This window comes from Pseudarthrobacter sp. MDT3-1 (genome assembly GCF_054510755.1).
In genome coordinates this window covers 1-19056 of record NZ_JBTNDX010000023.1, presented here as the reverse complement: position 1 = coordinate 19056, position 19056 = coordinate 1, and the positions used below count along the sequence as shown (strand labels likewise).

Sequence of the window (19056 nt, the reverse complement as noted above, 5' to 3'; positions counted from 1 at the left end):
CTGGCTTCGCCACCGCCGCAGGGGCCCTTTCTGTAAGAAAGCGCTTTCTCTTAGAGAGGATAAGGGTTGACGGGACCGCACGTCTATTGATAGAAATCATGTAGCAGCACTGAGAAAACGCTTTCTCGCTTGCCAGTACCACAGCCCAGCGCACCACCAGCGGCCGCAGTCCGGCCGAGTATTGAAGCCTCCGAAAGGGACCCTCATGGTCAACACAGCCGAATCGAGTTCTGCTACCGCTGACTTCACTTCAGCGCCGGAGCCAGGCACAAGTACCAGGGCCCGCATCGCCCTCATCGGCACCGGTGGCCGCTCCGAGATGTACATCCGGGCCATCTTCGGCAAGCACGCTGATACCGCGGAACTGGTGGCCTTCTCCGACGTCAACCCCGGCCGCGTGGAGTTCTACCAGAAGCTCATCCAGGAACTCGGTGCGCCCGGACCCGTCGCTTCCTTTGACCCCGCAGACCTCACCGCCTACATCCAGGCCAACAACATCGACCGTGTTGTGGTGACCACTCCGGACTACACGCACGCGGACTACATCGTGGAGGCGCTCGAGGCGGGCGCCGACGTCGTCGTCGAAAAACCCCTCACCATCGACGCCGAAGGCTGCCGCCGCATCACCAAGGCCGTGGCAGAAACCGGCCGCAACGTGGTGGTCACCTTCAACTACCGCTACTCACCCCGCAACAGCGCCCTCAAGGAAATCATCCAGAGCGGTGTAATCGGCAAGGTCACCTCCATCGACTTCAGCTGGGTCCTGGACACCGTCCACGGCGCCGACTACTTCCGCCGCTGGCACCGCGAAAAGAAGAACTCCGGCGGCCTGCTGATCCACAAGGCATCGCACCACTTCGACCTGGTCAACTGGTGGATCAACGACGTCCCGGAGCGCGTGTTCGCCTCCGGTGGCCTCAAGTTCTACGGCGACAAGAATGCCGCCGAGCGCGGCCTGGGTCCCCGTCCGGAACGTGGAACGCCCGACGCCGGCGCGCCCGCTACTGCCGAAAAGGATCCGTTTGCGCTGGACCTGCGTGAGGATGAGCGCCTGAAGGCCCTCTTCCTGGACAACGAGCACTACGACGGCTACCGCCGCGACCAGGACGTCTTCACCGGCGGCATCACCATCGAGGACAACCTGGCACTCGTGGTGGAGTACCAGGGCGGCCCGCGCCTGAGCTACTCCCTGAACGCCCACAGCCCGTGGGAAGGCTACCGCGTGGCCGTCAACGGCACCGAAGGCCGGGCCGAACTTGTAGTGGTGGAACGTGCCGCCGTCCTCAACAGCACGGACAAGAAGACCGTGGTGGACCCCAGCGCCACCCCCATCGAGGAGGAGGACGCCGTCCGCCGCAACGGCGAACGCCTGGTGGTCCAGCGCCACTGGGAAGCAGCCTACGAGGTGCCCATCGTCAACGGCGAAGGAGGCCACGGCGGCGGCGACGACCTGCTCCTCTCCGACCTCTTCAACGGCCCCGGCGAGGACCCGCTGGGCCGTCCGTCCGGATACCTCGACGGCCTCCGCTCCGTGTCCGTGGGCATTGCCGGCAACCTTTCCTTGGAGTCCTCCCTTCCCGTCCGCATCGAGGATCTCCACCTCGGCGCAGACCTTCGCCGCGACGCCTAGTCCGCCCGAAATCCTAAAGGAACCAACATGAGCAGGATCTTTGTCACCGGCGGCTCCGGCCGGCTGGGGCGCAGCGTCGTGGCGGGGCTCTCGGCAGCGGGCCACGAGGTCATCTCGGTGGACCGCGACGCCATCCCGGCGGACCAGTTGCTGGCCGGCGTTGTGCAGGAAACCGGCGATCTGCTGGCCCCGGGCGAGGCTTTGCGCCTCCTCCGGGAGGCCAGGCCCGACGCCGTCATCCACCTTGCAGCGATCGCCGTTCCGTTCAGCGCGCCGGAGGACGTCATCTTCGCCACCAACACCCGCCTTGCCTACGCTGTCATCAGCGCGGCCACGGAACTGGGGATCGGCAAGATCGTCACGGCGAGCAGCCCCACGGTGCTGGGCTACGGCTGCCCGGCGGGCTGGCTGCCCGCGAGCTTCCCGCTGGATGAGCAAACGGCGCCAAAGCCCTGGAACGCGTACGCGCTGTCCAAACTTATCGCCGAGCAGACCGTTCAGATGTTTGCCGCGGCGCAGGGGGAGAAGATCCGCTACGCCGCCTTCCGGCCCTGCTACGTCATCTCGCCGGAAGAATGGGAAGGCGCGCCCACGCAGCAGGGCCATACCCTGGCCGAACGGCTGGCCGATCCTGCCCTGTCCGCGCCCGCTCTGTTCAACTACGTGGACGCTCGCGATGTGGCCGATTTCCTGGACGTGCTCCTGCAGAAGATGGACTCCGTCCCGAACGGCGAAACCTTCTTTGTGGGGGCCGCTGATGCCCTGGCCACGGCACCGCTGGCCGAGCTGATGCCACGGTTCCTGCCCGGCAGCGAAGCCCTCGCCGCCGGCCTGACCGGCACCAGCCCGGCCTTCTCCATCGCGAAGGCCCGTCAACTGCTCGGCTGGGAACCCAAGCGCAGCTGGCGGACCGAACTGAAGACCGATTCCACCCTCAACGACGAGACATCCGCCGCGCTGGTAAGCGCCGGCAGCGATGCCAAGGAGACATCATGAAATTCGACGGCGTTTTGTTCTTTCCCGTCACCCCGTTCACGCCGGAAGGCACCGTGGATGTGGAGCTCCTCAAGGAGCACATCGGTTCGAGGCTGCCGTTCGGACCCGGCGGCGTGTTTCCTGCCTGCGGCACCGGCGAATTCCACGCCCTGAGCATCGACGAGGTGCGCACCGTGGTGACCGCCGCCGTCGAGGTTGTGGCAGGTAAAGTGCCAGTGGTGGCCGGAGCCGGCGGGCCGCTGGGGCACGCCATCGCCGCCGCCCGTGTTGCCGAGGAAGCCGGAGCCGATGCACTCCTGGTCCTGCCGCCGTACCTGGTCACCGGCCCCACCGACGGTTTGGTGGCGTACATCGAGGCAGTGGCGGACGCCAGCAGCCTCCCGGTGATCGTGTACCACCGCGGCAACGCCAAGTTCACAGCCGCCTCCATGGTCCGCCTCGCCGCCAACCCCAAGGTGATCGGCTTCAAGGACGGGCTGGGCGATGTGGGCCTGGCCCAGGAGATTGTGTCCGCGGTCCGCACCACGGGGCGCGAGGACTTCGCGTTCTTCAACGGGCTCCTGACGGCCGAACTGACCCAGGGCGCCTACCGGGGCCTGGGCATTCCGTTCTACTCCTCGGCGGCGTTCGCCATGGCACCGGAGATCGCCAAGGCGTACTACGACGCCTTTGTCTCTGGCGATGAGGACCGCCGCAACGCCCTGCTGGAGGGCTTCTACGCTCCGTTGGTGCAGCTCCGGGACCAGACCCCCGGCTTCGGCGTCTCGTTGGTCAAGGCCGGCCTGCGGCTGGGCGGACTTCCTGTCGGCCCGGTCCGTCCGCCGCTGGTGGACCCCACCGAGGACCAGCTGCTCCAGCTGAAGTCCATCCTGGCCAAGGGCTACGAGCTGGCCGGCCGCTGATGAGTGCGCCCGCCGTCGAAACCGTCCGGACCGCTCCGCGCATTACCGGTCTGACCACCCGCCTCCTGACTGTCCCGCTGCGCCGCAGCTGGGGAGTGGAGGCACCGGAAAACCACGTGATCGTTACGGAGATCCAGACGGACGACGGCGGCGCGGGGCACGGTTTTTCGTGGACGCCCACCATCGGCCCGCAGGCCGTCAAAGCGCTCCTCGACTACGACATCGCGCCCTTCGTTGAGGGGCTGCCCGCCAATCCCGAGACGGTATGGGACGCGTTGTGGAAGCGGCTGCATGAGGCCGGCGGCGGGGGACTGACCACCATAGCCATGGCCGGCGTCGACCTTGCCCTCTGGGACCTCCAGGCACGCGGTGCCGGTACTTCAGTCACGGGCCTGCTGGGCCAGCGGCAGGAGTCCGCCGAGGTGTACGGCTCAGGGGTGAACCTCCACTACACGCTGGAGGAGCTGGTGGCCCAGACCGAGCGCTGGATTGCCGCGGGCCACCGGGCCGTCAAGATCAAGGTGGGCAAGCCCGATATCCGCGAGGACGCCGAGCGCGTCGCCGCGGTCCGCTCCGTCCTCGGACCGGACCGGAAGCTTATGATCGATGCCAACCAGCGGTGGGACCTGCCCACCACGTTCAAGGCCCTGGACGTGCTCGCGGAGTACGGGCTGGAGTGGCTCGAGGAGCCCCTCCGCGCGGACGACCTCTGGGCCTACCGCAGGCTGCGGAAGCATTCACCCGTGCCCATCGCCTTGGGCGAAAACCTGCACACGATCTACCGTTTCCGCGATTTCATTGAGGCGGAGGCGGTGGACATCATCCAGCCGAACATCATCCGGGTAGGCGGCATCACGCCGTTCCGGCGGATCGTGGAGCTGGCCCGGACCAACAGCATCCGCGTGATGCCGCACCTGCTGCCGGAACTGTCCGGACAGCTTGCCCTTACCCTGGCGGAGCCCACCCTGGTGGAGGACGTGGAGGACGCGTCGTTCGAACAGCTGGGCATCCTGGCCGGGCCCGCACCGGTCCGCTTCAGCAACAGCCGCCTCACGCTTACGGACCAGCCGGGACTCGGCTTCCGGTTCACGGACAACCCGCAGACCTGACAGCTCGCAATCACGACTGACCGCAGACATGACGAACAGGACTTTCCAGTGACAACTGCAACCCTTTCCCTCTCCGAGCTCACGGCCGCCGCCACCCGGGCGGCCTCCATCGCGGCTGCCGCGTCGGACGCCGAGCGCGCAGGCTGGCTCAATGCCGTCGCCGACGCCTTGGACGCCAAAGTGGCCGAGCTGGTGGAGATCGCCGATTCGGAGACCAGCCTCGGCACCGTCCGGCTGACCGGCGAGGTGGCCCGCACCTCCGGCCAGCTGCGGTTGTTCGCACGCGTGATCACCGAAGGCTCCTACCTCGAAGCCGTGATTGACCACGCGGATCCCTCCGCCACCCCGCCGAAGCCGGACCTGCGCCGCATCCTGCGTCCCATCGGCCCGGTGGCAGTCTTTTCGGCCTCCAACTTCCCGTTCGCGTTCTCGGTGGCCGGCGGCGACACCGCGTCGGCCCTGGCTGTGGGCTCATCGGTGATCGTCAAGGCCCACTCGGGCCACCTGAAGCTGTCCGAGCGGACGGCCGAAGTGGTCACCGAAGCCCTGCGTTCGGCCGGAGCGCCGGAGGGGCTGTTCGCGCTTGTGGCAGGCCGCGAGGTGGGTACCGCGCTGGTGCAGGATCCCGCCATCAAGGCCGTGGGCTTCACCGGGTCCATCCCGGGCGGCCGGGCGCTCTTTGACCTCGCGGTTTCGCGGCCCGATCCCATCCCGTTCTACGGCGAGCTGGGCAGCCTGAACCCGGTGGTCATCACCGCGGCCGCGCTGGCCGAACGTTCCGGCCAGCTCGCGGCGGGACTTGCAGCATCATTCACCATGGGCGCCGGCCAGTTCTGCACCAAGCCGGGCCTGGTCTTCATCCCGGCGGGCACAGAATTCGCCGCGGAACTGGCTGAGGCCAGCAAGGACAAGCCGACGGCGGCCATGCTCACCACCCGGATCTCCGACGCGTACCCGGAGGGCATGCGCAACGTGGCTTCGCTCCCCGGCGTGACCATCGTCAGCGGCACCGCGGACCAGGACGCCACCCTCAACGGCGCAGCGCCCGTGGTGTTCTCCACCTCCGCCGCCAACGTCCTGGAGCGCCCGGACGAGCTGCTGGAGGAGTGCTTCGGCCCCACCACGATGCTGATCGAATTCTCTGACCAGGAAGAACTCTCCGCCGTCCTGGCCAAAGTTCCCGGCAGCCTGACCGCCACTGTCCACGCCCAGCCGGGCGAGGACATCGGGGACCTCGTGGAGCAGCTGTCCGGCCTTGCCGGGCGGGTCCTGTTCGACGGCTGGCCCACCGGCGTCGCCGTGAACTGGGCGCAGCAGCACGGCGGCCCGTACCCGGCCACCACGTCCCTGTTCACCTCGGTAGGCGCGACGGCGGTCCGCCGCTTCCAGCGCCCCGTTGCCTACCAGGATGCTCCGGAAACGGTGCTGCACCCGGCACTGCGCGAAAGCAACCCGCTGGGCATCCCGCGCCGCGTGGACGGTGAACTGGTTCTTCCGTAGCTGTTCGCGGGCCATCAAGGCAGGGGTCAACTAGAAGGGTTGTTCTTAGCGTTGATGGGGCATGCCACTGCTAATGGCCTGCGCCGACGACTGCTTAGGCCAAGGTTCGAAAGATGCTCTCACCAACGGAGTGCTGGTGTGCCAGTACTTCACTTCCGGCTCCATGGTCCCGGCCGACGTACCCTCCGGTCCGGGGGTGGGCAGGGGCGACTACGCCATCAGGTTCGCCAGCGTGAGCGGCAGTCCATGGATTTCCGTGCGGATCCCCTGCGCTTCATACGCGCTTAGAGTCACCATTGTCGGCCAAGCCATCACGCCTGATCCGGGAACGCTGGAAAGTTTTGTGGCGCCTGCGGCTTCCCGTGGGACGCGGATGGCAATTTATCTCCAGGACCCGCTCCAGTTCGTGCAACGGGAGACCGGTATCGTCCTGCAGAACCCGGAATGGGGAGTCACTCTGTTCGACACCCCATACGACGCTGACTAGGTTTCCTCCTTCGACGCGTGCCGAGTCCGAACCACGGCATGCTCTGGAGAGCGATTCAGGGACCGGACATCGCCATCACCTGAGAACCCTTCCTAATGTGTCCCGTATGGGGTTCCCTCACCGGGCATTTTTGCGGGCGGGTCCTATGCGAATGGACCGGCTGCGGAAACGCGGCGATCGCGCTCCGGAAATTTGAGAAGTGTTTGCACCCGTGGGGGACCGGCTTGCGGGCGCCGAAGATAGGACCAACTTGAGTGAGCAGACCTCTGGTGCTTGACAATGTGCAGGTGATTGCCTGCATATTGGTTGTATGAGTTCTGAGGACAGAGAAATGGACTCGGTCTTCAAAGCGATGGCTGATCCGACCCGTCGGTTGCTGCTTGACCGTTTGCGTGAGCACAACGGTCAGACGCTGCGGGAGCTGTGCGAACGCCTGGACATGAAGCGGCAGTCAGCAACGCAGCACCTTGATGTCCTTGAGCAGGCAAACCTGGTGGTTGTCGTGCGGCGTGGACGCGAACGCCTTCACTACCTCAACCCGACGCCCATCCAGGAAATCGAGAAGCGGTGGATCGCGGAGTTCGACAAGCCCCGGTTGCGAACGATCGGTGCAATCAAGACCCAAGCAGAGGAGAGCGCCATGAGTACCGAACCCATCCCGGTTCCGTCCTACGTCTATGTCACCTACATCAAGGCAAGCGCTGACCAGGTATGGCAGGCCCTGACCGACGCAGACATGACCGCGCAGTACTGGGCTCATGCAAACGTGTCGGACTGGCAGCCAGGCTCGGCGTGGGAACATCAGCGCATCGATGGATCCGGCATCGTTGATGTGACCGGACGCGTAATCACGGTCCAACCTCCCACCCGCCTGGTCATCACCTTCGAGGACGCTCCCGACGCGGAGACCCCAAGAGAACCATCGGTTGTGACCTTCCTTGTCGAGCCCCACGAAGACATCGTCCGGCTCACCGTGACCCACGAGAATCTTCCCAATCGGGAAATGCTGAACGGTATCTCCCACGGCTGGCCGGCCGTCCTGGCGAACCTAAAATCCCTCCTGGAAACCGGCGAAGTACTCCCGCAAGCACCCTGGAGCATGTCTCCCGCGCACACATAAAGCGCTCACCACTGCCAGTTATCACCCGGACACCACGACCACAGGAAGGCGAAAACACCATGAACACCACCCAACTTCGAGATGCCTACCAATCGCTGCTCAACGCCGCCGCTGCCGCGGATGCGGGTGAATCCCACTCCACACCGCAGCACGGGGAATGGGATGCCGAGCAGATCCTGGCCCACGTCACGCTCGTGAACGCGACCACAATCGCGGCCATCTCGGCTGTGGCCGCAGGAATCAACACCACGTACGACAACCGCATCGCTCTCGACACATGGACCATCAGGCACGCGATCACCTTGACCGGCGGCACCGCCGGACTTCAGGCTCGCATCCGCGCCCAGGCAGAGGCACTGCGCGCACTCGGCGCCACACTCAGCGAGCCCGAACTCGACACCATGGTGCCCAGCAGGCTCCTGTCGAACGACGAAGTCTTGGTCGATGAGCCTGTTCCCTTGAGGGAAATCATCACCGGGCTGGCAACCGTAGAAATTCCGGCACACACCCAACAACTCCTGGACTTACTCCCCAAGAATGCACCGTCCAAAGCATAAGTAGCCAAGCCGTTCACCAGCGCACGGATGACTGCGGCACGCGCTAACCCTGTCCGCTCAAGGATCCCTCTACGAATGCCTTTCCTTGAAACAACCTGAATTGGCCCACCTTGGCCGCCTGCCAGCGATTTAGCCGCCTTTTCCGCCAACGGTCCCTGGGCGGGCTGTTACATTTACTTGCCTTTGAAGCTGAGTGTTTCTGTTCCGCTCGTCCAGCTAAGAATGCCTTGGCTGTATGCCATCTCAATGGGCCGCTTGAGGAAATTCTCCACCCACTGCTGCTGCTCGCCGGTATCGGCCGTGCAGCCCGACGCGCCTGTTGCGATGTCCTTGGCAGTAAGTGTGTTCCCCGTGATTGTTGCTTGGGCACTCAAGGGTCCGCATCCGGTGGTCACGCTCAGCTGCAGTTCTCCGTTGACGGAAGTCAACGCTGCTTTGACCCTTCCGGAGGCCGCCCAGGGTACTTCTTTACCACTAGTGGTCCCGGAAACGCTGGTGTATCTGGTGCACGGTGTCGAGGGCAGGAACGCCGCGCATGTTTCCTGGGGTGGGGTTGTGCCGGTTGAACCAGGCATTGAGCTGGTGGGCGTTGCGGAGCTGGGTGTGGGTACGGCAGCTCCCGGTCCGCCCGTTTTCGTGTCTCCGCAAGATGTCAACATCATGCCAAGAAATAGGAAAGGAAGCGTGTAATGCCACAACCACCTGCGCTTCATTGTGCCCCCTTGAATGTGAACCACTGTTTGGAGCCTATATGCCGGCGGCGCAGTTTTCATCAATCCCGAGAAGCGTCCCGCTGAACGTTCCGCACACGGTCCGGCTAGCCGATCGGCAGGACGGCTATTGGGCGGTTACCGGATCGCGTGGTCCGGGTTTTGCTGGTCGTACAGTTCCCGCGATTGCCCGATGGAATCCTTATGTTCCAGTGACCAGTCCGCGAGCTGTTTGACCAGGTGGGTGAGGCTGCTTCCGCGCTGCGTGAGCTCGTAGGTGACCTGCGCAGGGACCGTGGGATAGACGGTCCGGGTGACTAGGCCATCGCGTTCGAGCCGCCTGACGGTGAGGGTCAGCATGCGCTGGGAGATACCGTCGATCGCGCGCTGCAGTTCCCTAAAACGCCTCGTACCGGAGGCCAGCTCCACGATGACGAGCACCGACCATTTGTCGCCGATCCGATCCAGTACGTCACGGATACCGCAGTCCGGATGACCGGCATCACCGCACGGCTCAAGCGTCGCGGTTACTTCCGTGTGACTGCCTGACATCAGAGTGCCTCCTTGTGCATATTCAGCTGGTTACTGAGGATAAGTCCAGTTACCGAAAAGTACCAGCGAAAAGAGCTCATGCATGATTCTCGTTACCGGGGCCTCCGGCCACCTCGCCACAGCAGTCCTCGAACACCTCACGGAATCCGGTGCGCCGGCAGTCGGGGGAACCCGCAACCCTGGCGGCAACGGCCCGCTCCGTCATCTGGACTTTGACGATCCAACGATCGATTTGGCCGGCGTACACACGCTGGTCCTCATCTCCGCCGGGACCGCCGAAGACGACGTCGTCATCAACCGGCACGAGAACGCCATCACGGCCGCGGAACGCGACGGAGTACGGCACATCATTTACACCAGCCTCGCCGACGACGGCGATCACCTCGGATTCGCCCTAGCCCACCGGTGGACCGAACGCCGCCTCCGGAACGGAGAGCTCCCGTGGACGGTCATGAGGAACGGCTTATATGCCGAGCTGATCGGTCAGCTCCTCACGCCACGAGATGGAGTGATTACAGCTCCGTTCGGCCACGGCGGGGTAGCGGCCGTCGCTCGGCAAGACCTCGCCGAAGCGGCGTCAATCGTCGCCCAGAACCCCGAACCGCACAGCGGCCGGACCTACAACCTGGTCGGGAAAAGGGTGATCACGGGCCAGGACGTCGCGGACCGGCTGGGGTCAGCGTACCGGCCCGGCACAATGGAGGATCTCAGGCAGTCCCTGAACACAGCAGGGCTGTTGCCGTTCCAGCCCTCAATGCTGCTGTCCATCCACACCGCTGCAGCTCACGGATTCCTCGACGGAACCAACACCGACTATCACCCACATCCTGGGAAGGGACCTGGCGGATCCGCTGGCTGTTGCAGCAGCAGCCGCGCACAACTGACACGAATCGAGAAGGCGCCCGCTCAGGGTTCCCCAAAGGGACGCCCGAATCCTAAGTCCAGCGGCTGTCCGGGAGGCACTCCGAGTGCAAAAGAAGGGAGGCGTCGAAACGGTCGCTATTGACTCGTTCATTTCCTGACCACGAGTCGAGATCTGGGTGCACGGTCGGGGGACAGGCGTTCAGGGGCTCCCTGTTCTGCTGGCTTACCGTTCCCGGACTAATTTCCAATTCAGACAGCCCTCTATGACCGAGGGCATGGAGAAGAATACTGGTCGTTGTTTTCGCAGGCTGGTCAGCGTTTCTTCCAGGAGTTCTTCGACGGATGACCAGATGGCGGGGCGCCAATCAGCCTCGCCCTTGAACCACTCGCTGACGCAGCCGTGCTGCCGCCCGGCCCGGAGATCGACGAACAGGTAGTCGCCGGCGTTGTTGTCTGCGATTGGCAGGAACGAGGAGATGAAGATCCAGGCGCGGGTACCGGCTTCAGCAGCTTCAGCATCTGCTGGGTCGTAGGGTTTATGGGGTTCGGGCAGAGGAACGCTGCTGTGGGATTCACTGACCGCCCGCAGGTTTCGGTAGATTGGGGAACTCATTGCCCGTTCGAATTCTGCATTTGCTTCCGCCCCGTCCTCCGCCATGATGCTAAGCATCATTTGTCGTTCTTTCTCAGCTTCCTCCAGGGGAAGTGGGCGATACCTCGGGAGGATGTACCCCGCCGTTGACGGTTCCGCACCGTCGAAGAGGCGATACAGGGTCGACAGATCGCTCGGCCAGCCGTTCGGTGCGGCCTGTTCAAATGAGCGAATCAGGGGCTCCGGTGCCGGTGCCCGAATGGTTTTGGCCGTCACGGGGGCGTTGATGCTCAGCCACCTGACGATGTCGGTCCAGAGTTCCTGTGTCCCCATGGGGTGAATCTACGCGCCTTTGCCCTCAATGGACACGAGCGAGGCCAAGCATCAATACCTTCCTCGAGTCGGGGGCGGAGAGAAGTCGGGCTTGGGTGAGGGTTCTTGCGGATTCGGGTCTTACGCGTCTGACGCCAATTGGTCGTCCGGTAAAGGTTCCTCTTCCGCACGCCCGTTCCGAATACCGCGTTGCTCCTCGAGACGGAAGCGCCTCGTTGACTCAACTGGGCGACGAAATCCATATCTCTCCACTGGTGAGAGTCCGGGGCGAGGCATTCGGCAATACGTACCGCGTTCTTTTCCGTCGAACCAGGCAAGAATCTTATCCCAAGCTGCGCCGGCAGATCGTTAGAAATGACTGCTCTTTCGACCTGTCATCTCGCATGGACCTGAGAGCTCAGCTGGTTGTGATGGACGTCGACGGTGTCCGTAATGACGTTCCCGGATGCGGCGGGCCTTTCAGGTTCAAGCCCGTGCAAGTGGCTTTTAGCTAGGCATCGAGCTCAGGGGGTGCTTGGCTTCGGGGTAAATCTAGCGGCGTCCATGTCGCACCCGCCATCCTCCCGTAAAGGGTTCCCCAAACGGGTACCCGCCACCTATTTCTACTTCATAAAAAAATATCCTTCAGTATAAAAAAATCCTTATACCGACTCATACTTTTCTATAGACTGTCCGGGTGGACTCCGACATGAACCCCTTCGCCCCCGGCTCAGGCCTCAAGCCCCCAGCGCTGGAGGGACGCGAAGCAGAAATAGAAGCGTTTGACCGTCTGATCGTCAGGACCAAACGCCAAGCGACCGAACGGGGAATGCTCCTGTCCGGGCTCCGAGGGGTCGGCAAGACCGTTCTGCTGAACAACTTCGCCGCACAGGCAGAGCGGCATGACTGGTTCGTTGTGCAGATAGAAGCCCAGCCCTCTCCTGACGGCAGGAAGGCAACACGGCAAAAACTGGCCCGTGCGATCGAAGCGGGGGCGAGAAGGTTGCGCACCAGGTCCGCTTGGGACTACGTAAAGGATGTCCTGGGCAGTATTGGTTCCTTCAATTTCACCCACGGCGTTACGGGGGTGTCAGCCACACTCGGCGCCACGGAAGGGCGGGCAGACTCCGGGAACCTAGACATTGACCTCGAGGAACTCGTCGAAGACATAGCGACAGCTATGGGTAAAACCCGCAGCGGCTTCGGAATCTTCATCGACGAGATGCAGGACCTGGATGACGAACTTCTGGGAGCGCTTATTTCTGTCCAGCACCTGGCCGGTCAGAAAGGCTGGCCCTTCTTCATCATCGGCGCAGGGCTGCCCAACCTGCCCGGAAAACTCAGCGCCACAAGGTCATACTCCGAACGCCTCTTTGACTACCGCACCATCGGAGCCCTTGACCACGCGTCGGCGGCAGACGCCATCAGCCTCCCCATGAACCAGCTGGGTGCGCACCTGGACGCAGACGCCCTTCGGGTGCTTGTCACAGCGGCAGACGGGTATCCCTTCTTTCTTCAGGCCTACGGCAAGGCCGTTTGGGACGTATCCTCCAGCAAAACAGTCAACCTTGACGACGCCCGACTGGCCATAGAAATAGGGACAGAACAACTCGACGCAGGGTTCTTCAGGGCACGCTGGCAACGGGCGACACCGGCAGAACGTCAGTACCTCCGCGCCATGGCCGAGGACCATGACGAAGCCTCGTCCACTGCCCAGGTCGCATCACGCCTTAAGCGCGCAGCGAGCCAGGTGACCGTTGCCCGATCCAGCCTCATCTCCAAAGGCCTTATTTACGCCCCTGATCATGGCGCCGTCCGCTTTACCGTTCCCGGCATGTCAGGCTTCATCAGCCGCCAATTCGAGGAGTAGGCAGACACCATGCATGAAGGCAGTATCGACTGGGCCCACATCAGCGAGAACGACTTCAACCGTGTGGTCGAAGCGCTGCTGATGCGCAAGTATCACTGTCCCCCTGAATCCACCGCTGAAGTCATCGACGGGAGGGGCGGTGATGGCGGGATCGACGTAGCCCTGTACGTCGCCGGTGAAGTCAGCCGGATCTTCCAGCTCAAGCATTTCCCAGAGGGGTTTTCCGGAGGGTTCAGGGAAACCAGACGCAAGCAGATCAAGAAATCCTTTGACAGCGCCTGGAAGAATCACGAGCCACCCCTATGGACGCTGGTCGTGCCCCGCAATCCAACGGTGCAGGAAAGTAAATACGTAAGCGGGCTTGCCAAGGACATTGAAGGCGGCAAGGCGGCCATGCCGAGTGTGTGGGGTCCGGCACGTCTTGACTCCGAGCTCGCCCGTCACCCTGATCTGCTGGCTGCTGCCACTCGCAACCCATTGGTCGAATTGATAAAGACCATTCGGGAAGAGCGTGCGGTACTGACCGGGCCGGCAGACCTGTCCAGCCGGATCTCGGACCTTCATGAACTGGCCGGAGGGCGCAGCATGTACTGGGGCGTCGACTTCCAGGTTTCTGAACACGGTGTTACAGAGGTCTATCGCGCCAAGCATCCACGCGCGGCTGAACTGGAACCGCTCGGTTTTAAGGTCACGGTGAAGAGCAACGCATCCGGCTTGGGGCAAGACATTCAAAGAATGCTCGACTATGGAGCCCGCCGGCATCTGACTATTCCAGGGTCAGCCATAGAGGATTTCAAGGCGATCGGGCCGGAATGGTTCCAAGAGGGGGGTGCCATCGAACGGATCGAAGTACGGGCGGACGATCGGCTGCCTGCGGATCAGCAAATCTCCGTAACGCTGGAGTTCCTGGACGAGGACGGCTTTACCCGTGCAAGCCATCAGGGCATGATCCACGCCAAGAGTGATGGCGAGCGGGGCGTTGCGTTCCTGGCGAACTTCTACGGAATGTTGAACCTCGACGCTGAGATCCCTTACACCATTTCAAATCCGGGAAATTTTGGCCTGACCATGGACTTCGCGAACGCTCGTGTCAGTGATGCGCAGGGAGTCTTGCAGCTTCTCAGGGACTTCGATTCCGGATCTGTCATACAGGTGCTCTTCGAGGAGCGGAAGTTCCTGAAGGGACTAGCGACGGGCGATGCGCTGCTAGTGGATCGTTCAATGGAGTTGCTCGTAGACGACCTCGCTGTTCTTGAGCGCAAACTCAACGCGAAATTTACGGTACCGAAGGAGATGTCCCATCGTCAGCGCGCCATGCTTCGTGTTGCCCGCCTGCTCACAGACGGCAACGCGACGTGGATGCCGCCGGAAACCTCGCTCACGGCGACCCTTTCCGAAAAGACGGATGACGGCATAAAGGCGTTGATGTCCGGGGGGTGTGCTATCACGATGCCGATCCCGGCTTTTGTGGTCGAGATTCAAGGCAGCAAGTTCAACTTGGGGCCAGCTGTGCTCTATCACCCCAGCACGGTTGTACGTGATGCCGCAGACGTGACGAAAGCCCTCGAAGCGGGCACCGCCGCTGGCAGGGAAGTGACGTTTGACCCGCAGGGAGAGAAACTGATCTGGGTCATGCCCGGGAAGGACCATATTGAGGATGGAATCCCCGAGACTCTGACTTGGGAATTGCCGGGAATCCCATTCCCAGGGTTCGAACATCAGCCGCCCACGGATCCGTCAGCTCTGGACATCCCTAGTGAGCAGTCGTAATTGGACGCGGTTCCGAGCTGAAACGCGGGCTACCTTACGGCCGCGCACCCTGCCGGCACGTCACCCGGGAAGATCCGCATTCAGCTGAGCTTCCTTGTCCGGGCCGAGTTCGCCGCGGCGATGCTTCATGCGCTGGACGTGCAACCACACTCCCAGGGTCCGCTCTTGTTCGCTGTCGGTTTTCTTGTGCCGGGGCCAGCCGTTGCCACGCTCCAGCCGGGCACTTCCCGCGACTGAACGGCCGGGTTACCGGCGGCCAGCCATATTCATCTCCGCCCGATTTTCGGCGAGTACTACGGCGACCCCGACGCCAAGCCGGGTGGTGGCGGTGCAGCAAGGCAGCCATGTCGGCCGAGCGAACGTGCTCACTGTCGACATTCCTCCGTCCGGCGGAATCGTCGTGAGCGGTGAAGCCATTGACAGCTGGACCGCCTAGCGTGTTATTGTCCACGTTTCGTGGACGCCCCTTCAGGCCTGGGCGGTACATTCCGGTGCGTCATGTCGTCGTGCCGAACTCTGTTGTGGGCCGGGTGCGCAGCTCGGTGCCGACGATCACTGCAGCGCAGATGGTGACGATCGCCATCGCGATCAGGTATCCGGCCCGGGCGTCAGTCAGGGCCGCGAGGGCTCCGAGTGCGGCGATGCCGACGCACTGCCCGATTTGGCGTGCTTCTCCGGGTCATAGTAGGGACCATCGGTCGAACGAAAGCCGCCCAGCTCCGTAGCTACCCTTCAACAAACCAGCCTCGATCGTGCCCCGTAGAGGGTTCCCCTTATGGGACAAGTTAATGGTCAAGCAAAACTCTTAGCAGTCTCCCGGAGTTAGTGCCTCCGCGGCCTGCCGCGAGGATACTGGTCGCGAGCTCAGCGAGCGGTGTCCATCCGATCACGCGCGCAACTCACAACGGCGGACAAATCGAGCCCGTAGGTCGGCCCTTCGCCTGAACCGTACGCCTCGAGTCGGGCCGCACCGCGCTCGAAGAGCCGGAGCGCGCCAACGCTGTTCCCCCGGGCGGCGTGGGTGAGCCCTACACAGATCTGGGCGAGACCTTGCCAAAGGTTGCGTTCTTGGGCCGGCCCAGCTTTCCATCGGGCCTCAAGTACCTCATGCGCGGCGAAGGGCCGGCCCGCTTCCACCAGGCTCCGGGCCGAGACCAACGTCTCCGCCGGCGGCAGCGGCTCCTCGGAGACCGGCTCCACGCCAGCGCTTCCGTACGGCAGCGGCCGTCCAAGAGCGTCACGTGGCCGGGCCTGCCGCGGGCGCCTTGAAGCATCGCGATCCCTGTCGCCGGTCATTGCAGTTTCCGCTCTGAGCGTCCGTGGACCTTACTAACCTTCATCTGCCCAATGCTACGGCTCGGCCCTTCGAACATCCGTCCCACTGCAAAGGATGCCGTCGGGACGGCGGCCGCGAGAGAAGAAATGATCACCGCTGGTCGCGAGGAAGAACACGAGGCCCGGCGCATCACGACTCCCGAACTCTCGGTAGATCGCCAAGCCCAACGTGTCCCGATAAAACCGGTGGCTCCGCTCAGGTTCGGACGGATGAAGCAGGATGCGGCTCCCAATGACTTCCACGTTCTATATCCTGCCCTCGAGCCATGCACTTCGCTCGGGCCGCGTGCTTTGAATTCTTGGTGTGCGTTCAAGGATCGGCTTGCGGGCAATCGTCCCGGACCTTGTTCAGTCGAGTCCCGGCTCGCCATTGGAGCTAATCGGTCCGCCTTGGTAGTTTCAACGCATGACCATCAAACTTGAGAACGTCGGTATCGCCGTTCGCGACCTCGAAGCAACAATCGCCTTTTTCACCGCCCTTGGGCTCACGGTCGTCGGCCGTGACACCGTCAGCGGCGAGTGGGCCGACACTGCCGTCGGGCTTGATGGCAACCACGCGAAAATTGCGATGCTCCAAACCCCGGATGGTCAGGGTCAACTGGAACTCTTCGAATACATCCACCCCAAAGCGATCGAGTCGAACCCAACTCGTCCCAACGACATCGGCATGCACCGCGTGGCTTTCTCGGTCGACGACATCGACAAAGCCCTTGAGATAGCTGCGAAGCACGGATGTACACCGCTACGCGGCGTGGCGACCTACGGTGACGTCTACAAACTCACGTACCTCCGCGGTCCCAGCGGAATCCTCATAATGCTCGCCGAGAAACTGAAGAAGGACTGACACCGCCGTCGTCATCCTCACACGTCCTGATCGCCTGGAAAGCAAACATTTGTCAGACGCGCCCTAGCCGCTTCCGGTTCCTTATTTCGCTCTCGACCCCGCCCGTAAGCCGATGGGCTTACGGAACGATGAAGACGCTCAGCCGCCGAAACGTCAATGAGCGAGGCGGTCTTGCTTGCCTTGCATCCTGTCGCCACACTGAAACCATGCACTGGTCCCCGGATCCTGATGCCCTGCGAGGCCGAGTTGCAGTTGTGGCAGGAGCGACCCGAGGCGCTGGACGCGGCATAGCTGCTGCTCTGGGTGAAGCCGGGGCGACGGTAATCTGCACTGGACGCAGCAGCGCGGCCGGCAGAAGTAGGTCGGACTACGACCGGCCCGAGACCATTGAGGAGACAGCCGATCTGGTCACGCAGCTCGGCGGCGCCGGAGTCGCCATCCAGGTCGATCATCTCGACTCCGAAGAGGTCCGAAGCTTGGCCCAGCGGATCCGAACTGAATATGGCGGTCTCGATGTGCTGGTCAACGACATCTGGGGTGCTGAGGTCCTGAAAGGTGGCCCAGCCAAGTGGAACACCCCTATCTGGGAGCACGACCTAGACAAAGGGCTGCGCATCCTGCGACTAGCCATTGACACTCATCTGATCACCTCGCACCATCTGCTTCCGCTGCTAATTACCAAGCGTGGGGGTCTTCTCATTGAGGTCACCGATGGGACTACCAAATTCAACGCCACTGAGTACCGGATCTCGGTGTTCTACGTCACTGGCCAAGGTCGCGGTCAATCGGTTGGCCTTTTCTCAAGGCCACGAGCTGGAACCGCACGGAGTCACGGCGATCGCCATCACGCCTGGATGGCTACGGTCGGAGATGATGCTCGATAGCTTCGGGAAATGGAATCAGCAGTCGGTCAGCTCCGCTCAACTTGCCAGAGAGTACGGATTCACCGACATAGATGGTTTGCAGCCGGATGGCTGGAGCGCGCACTAACCAGGTAGATTCCTTGACGCTGCCAAGTACACAGCTCCGTGCACGATCAAGTGCACGGAGGCGCCAGGGACTACAGCGACGTCAACGTCGGGCCTCGCGCAGCGCTCCATGCGCCCGGCGAGCCGGTCGCAGGGACAACCGGTCGAGACGATATTACGAGCCGAGGACGGCAGCCGACGAACGAATGGATCCGGGTCTTCGCGCAGGGCCCGGGCCGCGTTGTTGGAGTCGAGAGCGTTAAACTGCGCCGGCCCATCGACTTCCGCTGGTGGCGCGATGGATTTCCCGGGAACGTGCGTGAAGGTCAGCAGCCGGAATGCGCCGGACTTCACGAACCTGGACAGTGACGTCACGTGCCTCCGGCGGCGTGGCCCGCCTCTCCGTCGGGGAAACATCGGCAATCAGTCCCATGCCGGCGTACTCACGCACGGCGGCGATCCCGGCAACAGCTGCGGTCTTGTTGTCAAAGGCCTTGGACACTGCCATCACGGTGCCATCCGGCGCGGTTAGGCGGAACCTGAAATACGACTCCGCGTCAATGAACAGTTCGAACATTCCGGCCATAGCAAATCCTCCCGGTCTGCGGGATCCGCCCCGCGGCGTCGTTGCCACGGAGCAGAAACGGACGCGCCGTTGCGTCCCCTTCCCGCTGGTTTTGTCCTGCAATCCAAATGATGAGTTCATCGCGTGCTCAATGAGTCTCGCTCAAGACAGCCTGTGCCACAAGACCCCCCGTTCGATCACCGACCCTGGAGACGCCCCGGGACGACCGTCCCGGGGCTTCTCTATGCCGTCTAACGGCAGGGCCTAAAGCCAATGCCGTTCGGTTAGTCGTCTGGGTCGGGTGTCAAGATTCTCGTGGTGAGTGTCGCGGGGTAGGTTCGGCGGTCGATGGCACGGCCTTTGGCCCGGTATT

General features: G+C 63.0%; 19 protein-coding genes. 13 read left to right on the top strand and 6 right to left on the bottom strand.

Annotated features, from left to right (window positions below; genetic code table 11):
• Positions 1-205 precede the first annotated feature (205 nt).
• The 8 genes from ACX80X_RS16320 to ACX80X_RS16285 all read left to right on the top strand — a co-directional run bounded on the left by ACX80X_RS16320 (position 206) and on the right by ACX80X_RS16285 (position 8301).
• Positions 206-1630 (top strand): Gfo/Idh/MocA family protein, encoded by a 1425-nt coding sequence (locus ACX80X_RS16320; protein ID WP_459312674.1) that lies wholly within the window; start codon positions 206-208, stop codon positions 1628-1630.
• A 27-nt stretch (positions 1631-1657) separates the two neighbouring features.
• Positions 1658-2626 (top strand): NAD-dependent epimerase/dehydratase family protein, encoded by a 969-nt coding sequence (locus ACX80X_RS16315; protein WP_459312672.1) that lies wholly within the window; start codon positions 1658-1660, stop codon positions 2624-2626.
• Complete coding sequence (locus tag ACX80X_RS16310) at positions 2623-3528, top strand: 5-dehydro-4-deoxyglucarate dehydratase (protein WP_459312670.1); 906 nt, start codon at positions 2623-2625, stop codon at positions 3526-3528. The genes ACX80X_RS16315 and ACX80X_RS16310 overlap by 4 nt, the downstream gene beginning before the upstream one ends.
• Positions 3528-4637 carry a mandelate racemase/muconate lactonizing enzyme family protein gene (locus ACX80X_RS16305; RefSeq protein WP_252599843.1) on the top strand — a complete coding sequence of 370 codons (1110 nt, stop codon included), beginning with the start codon at positions 3528-3530 and terminating at the stop codon, positions 4635-4637. The genes ACX80X_RS16310 and ACX80X_RS16305 overlap by 1 nt, the downstream gene beginning before the upstream one ends.
• Positions 4638-4685: 48 nt before the next feature.
• Positions 4686-6137 carry an aldehyde dehydrogenase (NADP(+)) gene (locus ACX80X_RS16300; RefSeq protein WP_459312667.1) on the top strand — a complete coding sequence of 484 codons (1452 nt, stop codon included), beginning with the start codon at positions 4686-4688 and terminating at the stop codon, positions 6135-6137.
• 61 nt (positions 6138-6198) lie between these two features.
• A complete protein-coding gene (locus ACX80X_RS16295; RefSeq protein WP_459309251.1) occupies positions 6199-6624 on the top strand; it encodes a hypothetical protein in 426 nt (141 codons plus the stop codon).
• 310 nt (positions 6625-6934) lie between these two features.
• A complete protein-coding gene (locus ACX80X_RS16290) occupies positions 6935-7744 on the top strand; it encodes an ArsR/SmtB family transcription factor (protein ID WP_459312665.1) in 810 nt (269 codons plus the stop codon).
• 59 nt (positions 7745-7803) lie between these two features.
• Entirely contained in the window at positions 7804-8301 is a 498-nt protein-coding gene (locus ACX80X_RS16285; protein WP_459312663.1) for a hypothetical protein, read from the top strand.
• A 173-nt stretch (positions 8302-8474) separates the two neighbouring features.
• On the opposite strand, the gene ACX80X_RS16280 is transcribed toward ACX80X_RS16285, so the two are convergent.
• The 3 genes from ACX80X_RS16280 to ACX80X_RS16270 form a co-directional block, all read right to left on the bottom strand.
• On the bottom strand, positions 8475-8729 hold the full coding sequence (locus tag ACX80X_RS16280; protein WP_459312661.1) for an META domain-containing protein: 255 nt from the start codon (positions 8727-8729) through the stop codon (positions 8475-8477).
• A 46-nt stretch (positions 8730-8775) separates the two neighbouring features.
• On the bottom strand, positions 8776-8949 hold the full coding sequence (locus ACX80X_RS16275) for a hypothetical protein (protein ID WP_459312659.1): 174 nt from the start codon (positions 8947-8949) through the stop codon (positions 8776-8778).
• 200 nt (positions 8950-9149) lie between these two features.
• Positions 9150-9563: a winged helix-turn-helix transcriptional regulator gene (locus ACX80X_RS16270; RefSeq protein WP_459312657.1), complete on the bottom strand. Its 414-nt coding sequence runs from the start codon at positions 9561-9563 to the stop codon at positions 9150-9152.
• An 82-nt stretch (positions 9564-9645) separates the two neighbouring features.
• On the opposite strand from ACX80X_RS16270, the gene ACX80X_RS16265 reads away from it, so the two are divergent.
• Positions 9646-10569 (top strand): Rossmann-fold NAD(P)-binding domain-containing protein, encoded by a 924-nt coding sequence (locus ACX80X_RS16265; protein ID WP_459312655.1) that lies wholly within the window; start codon positions 9646-9648, stop codon positions 10567-10569.
• Positions 10570-10650: 81 nt separating this feature from the next.
• Here ACX80X_RS16265 and ACX80X_RS16260 read toward each other — a convergent pair whose 3' ends face one another.
• Positions 10651-11352: an SMI1/KNR4 family protein gene (locus tag ACX80X_RS16260; RefSeq protein WP_459312653.1), complete on the bottom strand. Its 702-nt coding sequence runs from the start codon at positions 11350-11352 to the stop codon at positions 10651-10653.
• Positions 11353-12028: 676 nt separating this feature from the next.
• Between ACX80X_RS16260 and ACX80X_RS16255 the strand changes: the two genes are divergently transcribed.
• Both ACX80X_RS16255 and ACX80X_RS16250 read left to right on the top strand, forming a co-directional pair.
• Positions 12029-13201: an AAA family ATPase gene (locus ACX80X_RS16255; RefSeq protein WP_459312651.1), complete on the top strand. Its 1173-nt coding sequence runs from the start codon at positions 12029-12031 to the stop codon at positions 13199-13201.
• Positions 13202-13210: 9 nt separating this feature from the next.
• Positions 13211-14971 carry a hypothetical protein gene (locus ACX80X_RS16250; protein WP_459312649.1) on the top strand — a complete coding sequence of 587 codons (1761 nt, stop codon included), beginning with the start codon at positions 13211-13213 and terminating at the stop codon, positions 14969-14971.
• 864 nt (positions 14972-15835) lie between these two features.
• Here ACX80X_RS16250 and ACX80X_RS16245 read toward each other — a convergent pair.
• Positions 15836-16267 (bottom strand): DUF309 domain-containing protein, encoded by a 432-nt coding sequence (locus ACX80X_RS16245; RefSeq protein WP_459312647.1) that lies wholly within the window; start codon positions 16265-16267, stop codon positions 15836-15838.
• 445 nt (positions 16268-16712) lie between these two features.
• On the opposite strand from ACX80X_RS16245, the gene ACX80X_RS16240 reads away from it, so the two are divergent.
• Both ACX80X_RS16240 and ACX80X_RS16235 read left to right on the top strand, forming a co-directional pair.
• Complete coding sequence (locus tag ACX80X_RS16240; RefSeq protein WP_459312645.1) at positions 16713-17150, top strand: VOC family protein; 438 nt, start codon at positions 16713-16715, stop codon at positions 17148-17150.
• A 254-nt stretch (positions 17151-17404) separates the two neighbouring features.
• Complete coding sequence (locus ACX80X_RS16235; RefSeq protein WP_459312643.1) at positions 17405-18034, top strand: SDR family NAD(P)-dependent oxidoreductase; 630 nt, start codon at positions 17405-17407, stop codon at positions 18032-18034.
• A gap of 343 nt (positions 18035-18377) precedes the next feature.
• On the opposite strand, the gene ACX80X_RS16230 is transcribed toward ACX80X_RS16235, so the two are convergent.
• Positions 18378-18704 (bottom strand): YegP family protein, encoded by a 327-nt coding sequence (locus ACX80X_RS16230; protein ID WP_252599851.1) that lies wholly within the window; start codon positions 18702-18704, stop codon positions 18378-18380.
• Positions 18705-19056 lie beyond the last annotated feature (352 nt).

What these genes read in the sequence shown, in the direction of transcription:
- ACX80X_RS16245 (WP_459312647.1), bottom strand. Translation starts at nt 16,267, where the DNA reads ATGACCGGCGACAGGGATCGCGATGCTTCAAGGCGCCCGCGGCAGGCC.
- ACX80X_RS16230 (WP_252599851.1), bottom strand. Translation starts at nt 18,704, where the DNA reads ATGGCCGGAATGTTCGAACTGTTCATTGACGCGGAGTCGTATTTCAGG.
- ACX80X_RS16270 (WP_459312657.1), bottom strand. Translation starts at nt 9,563, where the DNA reads ATGTCAGGCAGTCACACGGAAGTAACCGCGACGCTTGAGCCGTGCGGT.
- ACX80X_RS16295 (WP_459309251.1), top strand. Translation starts at nt 6,199, where the DNA reads ATGCCACTGCTAATGGCCTGCGCCGACGACTGCTTAGGCCAAGGTTCG.
- ACX80X_RS16290 (WP_459312665.1), top strand. Translation starts at nt 6,935, where the DNA reads ATGAGTTCTGAGGACAGAGAAATGGACTCGGTCTTCAAAGCGATGGCT.
- ACX80X_RS16260 (WP_459312653.1), bottom strand. Translation starts at nt 11,352, where the DNA reads ATGGGGACACAGGAACTCTGGACCGACATCGTCAGGTGGCTGAGCATC.
- ACX80X_RS16320 (WP_459312674.1), top strand. Translation starts at nt 206, where the DNA reads ATGGTCAACACAGCCGAATCGAGTTCTGCTACCGCTGACTTCACTTCA.
- ACX80X_RS16265 (WP_459312655.1), top strand. Translation starts at nt 9,646, where the DNA reads ATGATTCTCGTTACCGGGGCCTCCGGCCACCTCGCCACAGCAGTCCTC.
- ACX80X_RS16310 (WP_459312670.1), top strand. Translation starts at nt 2,623, where the DNA reads ATGAAATTCGACGGCGTTTTGTTCTTTCCCGTCACCCCGTTCACGCCG.
- ACX80X_RS16240 (WP_459312645.1), top strand. Translation starts at nt 16,713, where the DNA reads ATGACCATCAAACTTGAGAACGTCGGTATCGCCGTTCGCGACCTCGAA.
- ACX80X_RS16315 (WP_459312672.1), top strand. Translation starts at nt 1,658, where the DNA reads ATGAGCAGGATCTTTGTCACCGGCGGCTCCGGCCGGCTGGGGCGCAGC.
- ACX80X_RS16250 (WP_459312649.1), top strand. Translation starts at nt 13,211, where the DNA reads ATGCATGAAGGCAGTATCGACTGGGCCCACATCAGCGAGAACGACTTC.
- ACX80X_RS16285 (WP_459312663.1), top strand. Translation starts at nt 7,804, where the DNA reads ATGAACACCACCCAACTTCGAGATGCCTACCAATCGCTGCTCAACGCC.
- ACX80X_RS16305 (WP_252599843.1), top strand. Translation starts at nt 3,528, where the DNA reads ATGAGTGCGCCCGCCGTCGAAACCGTCCGGACCGCTCCGCGCATTACC.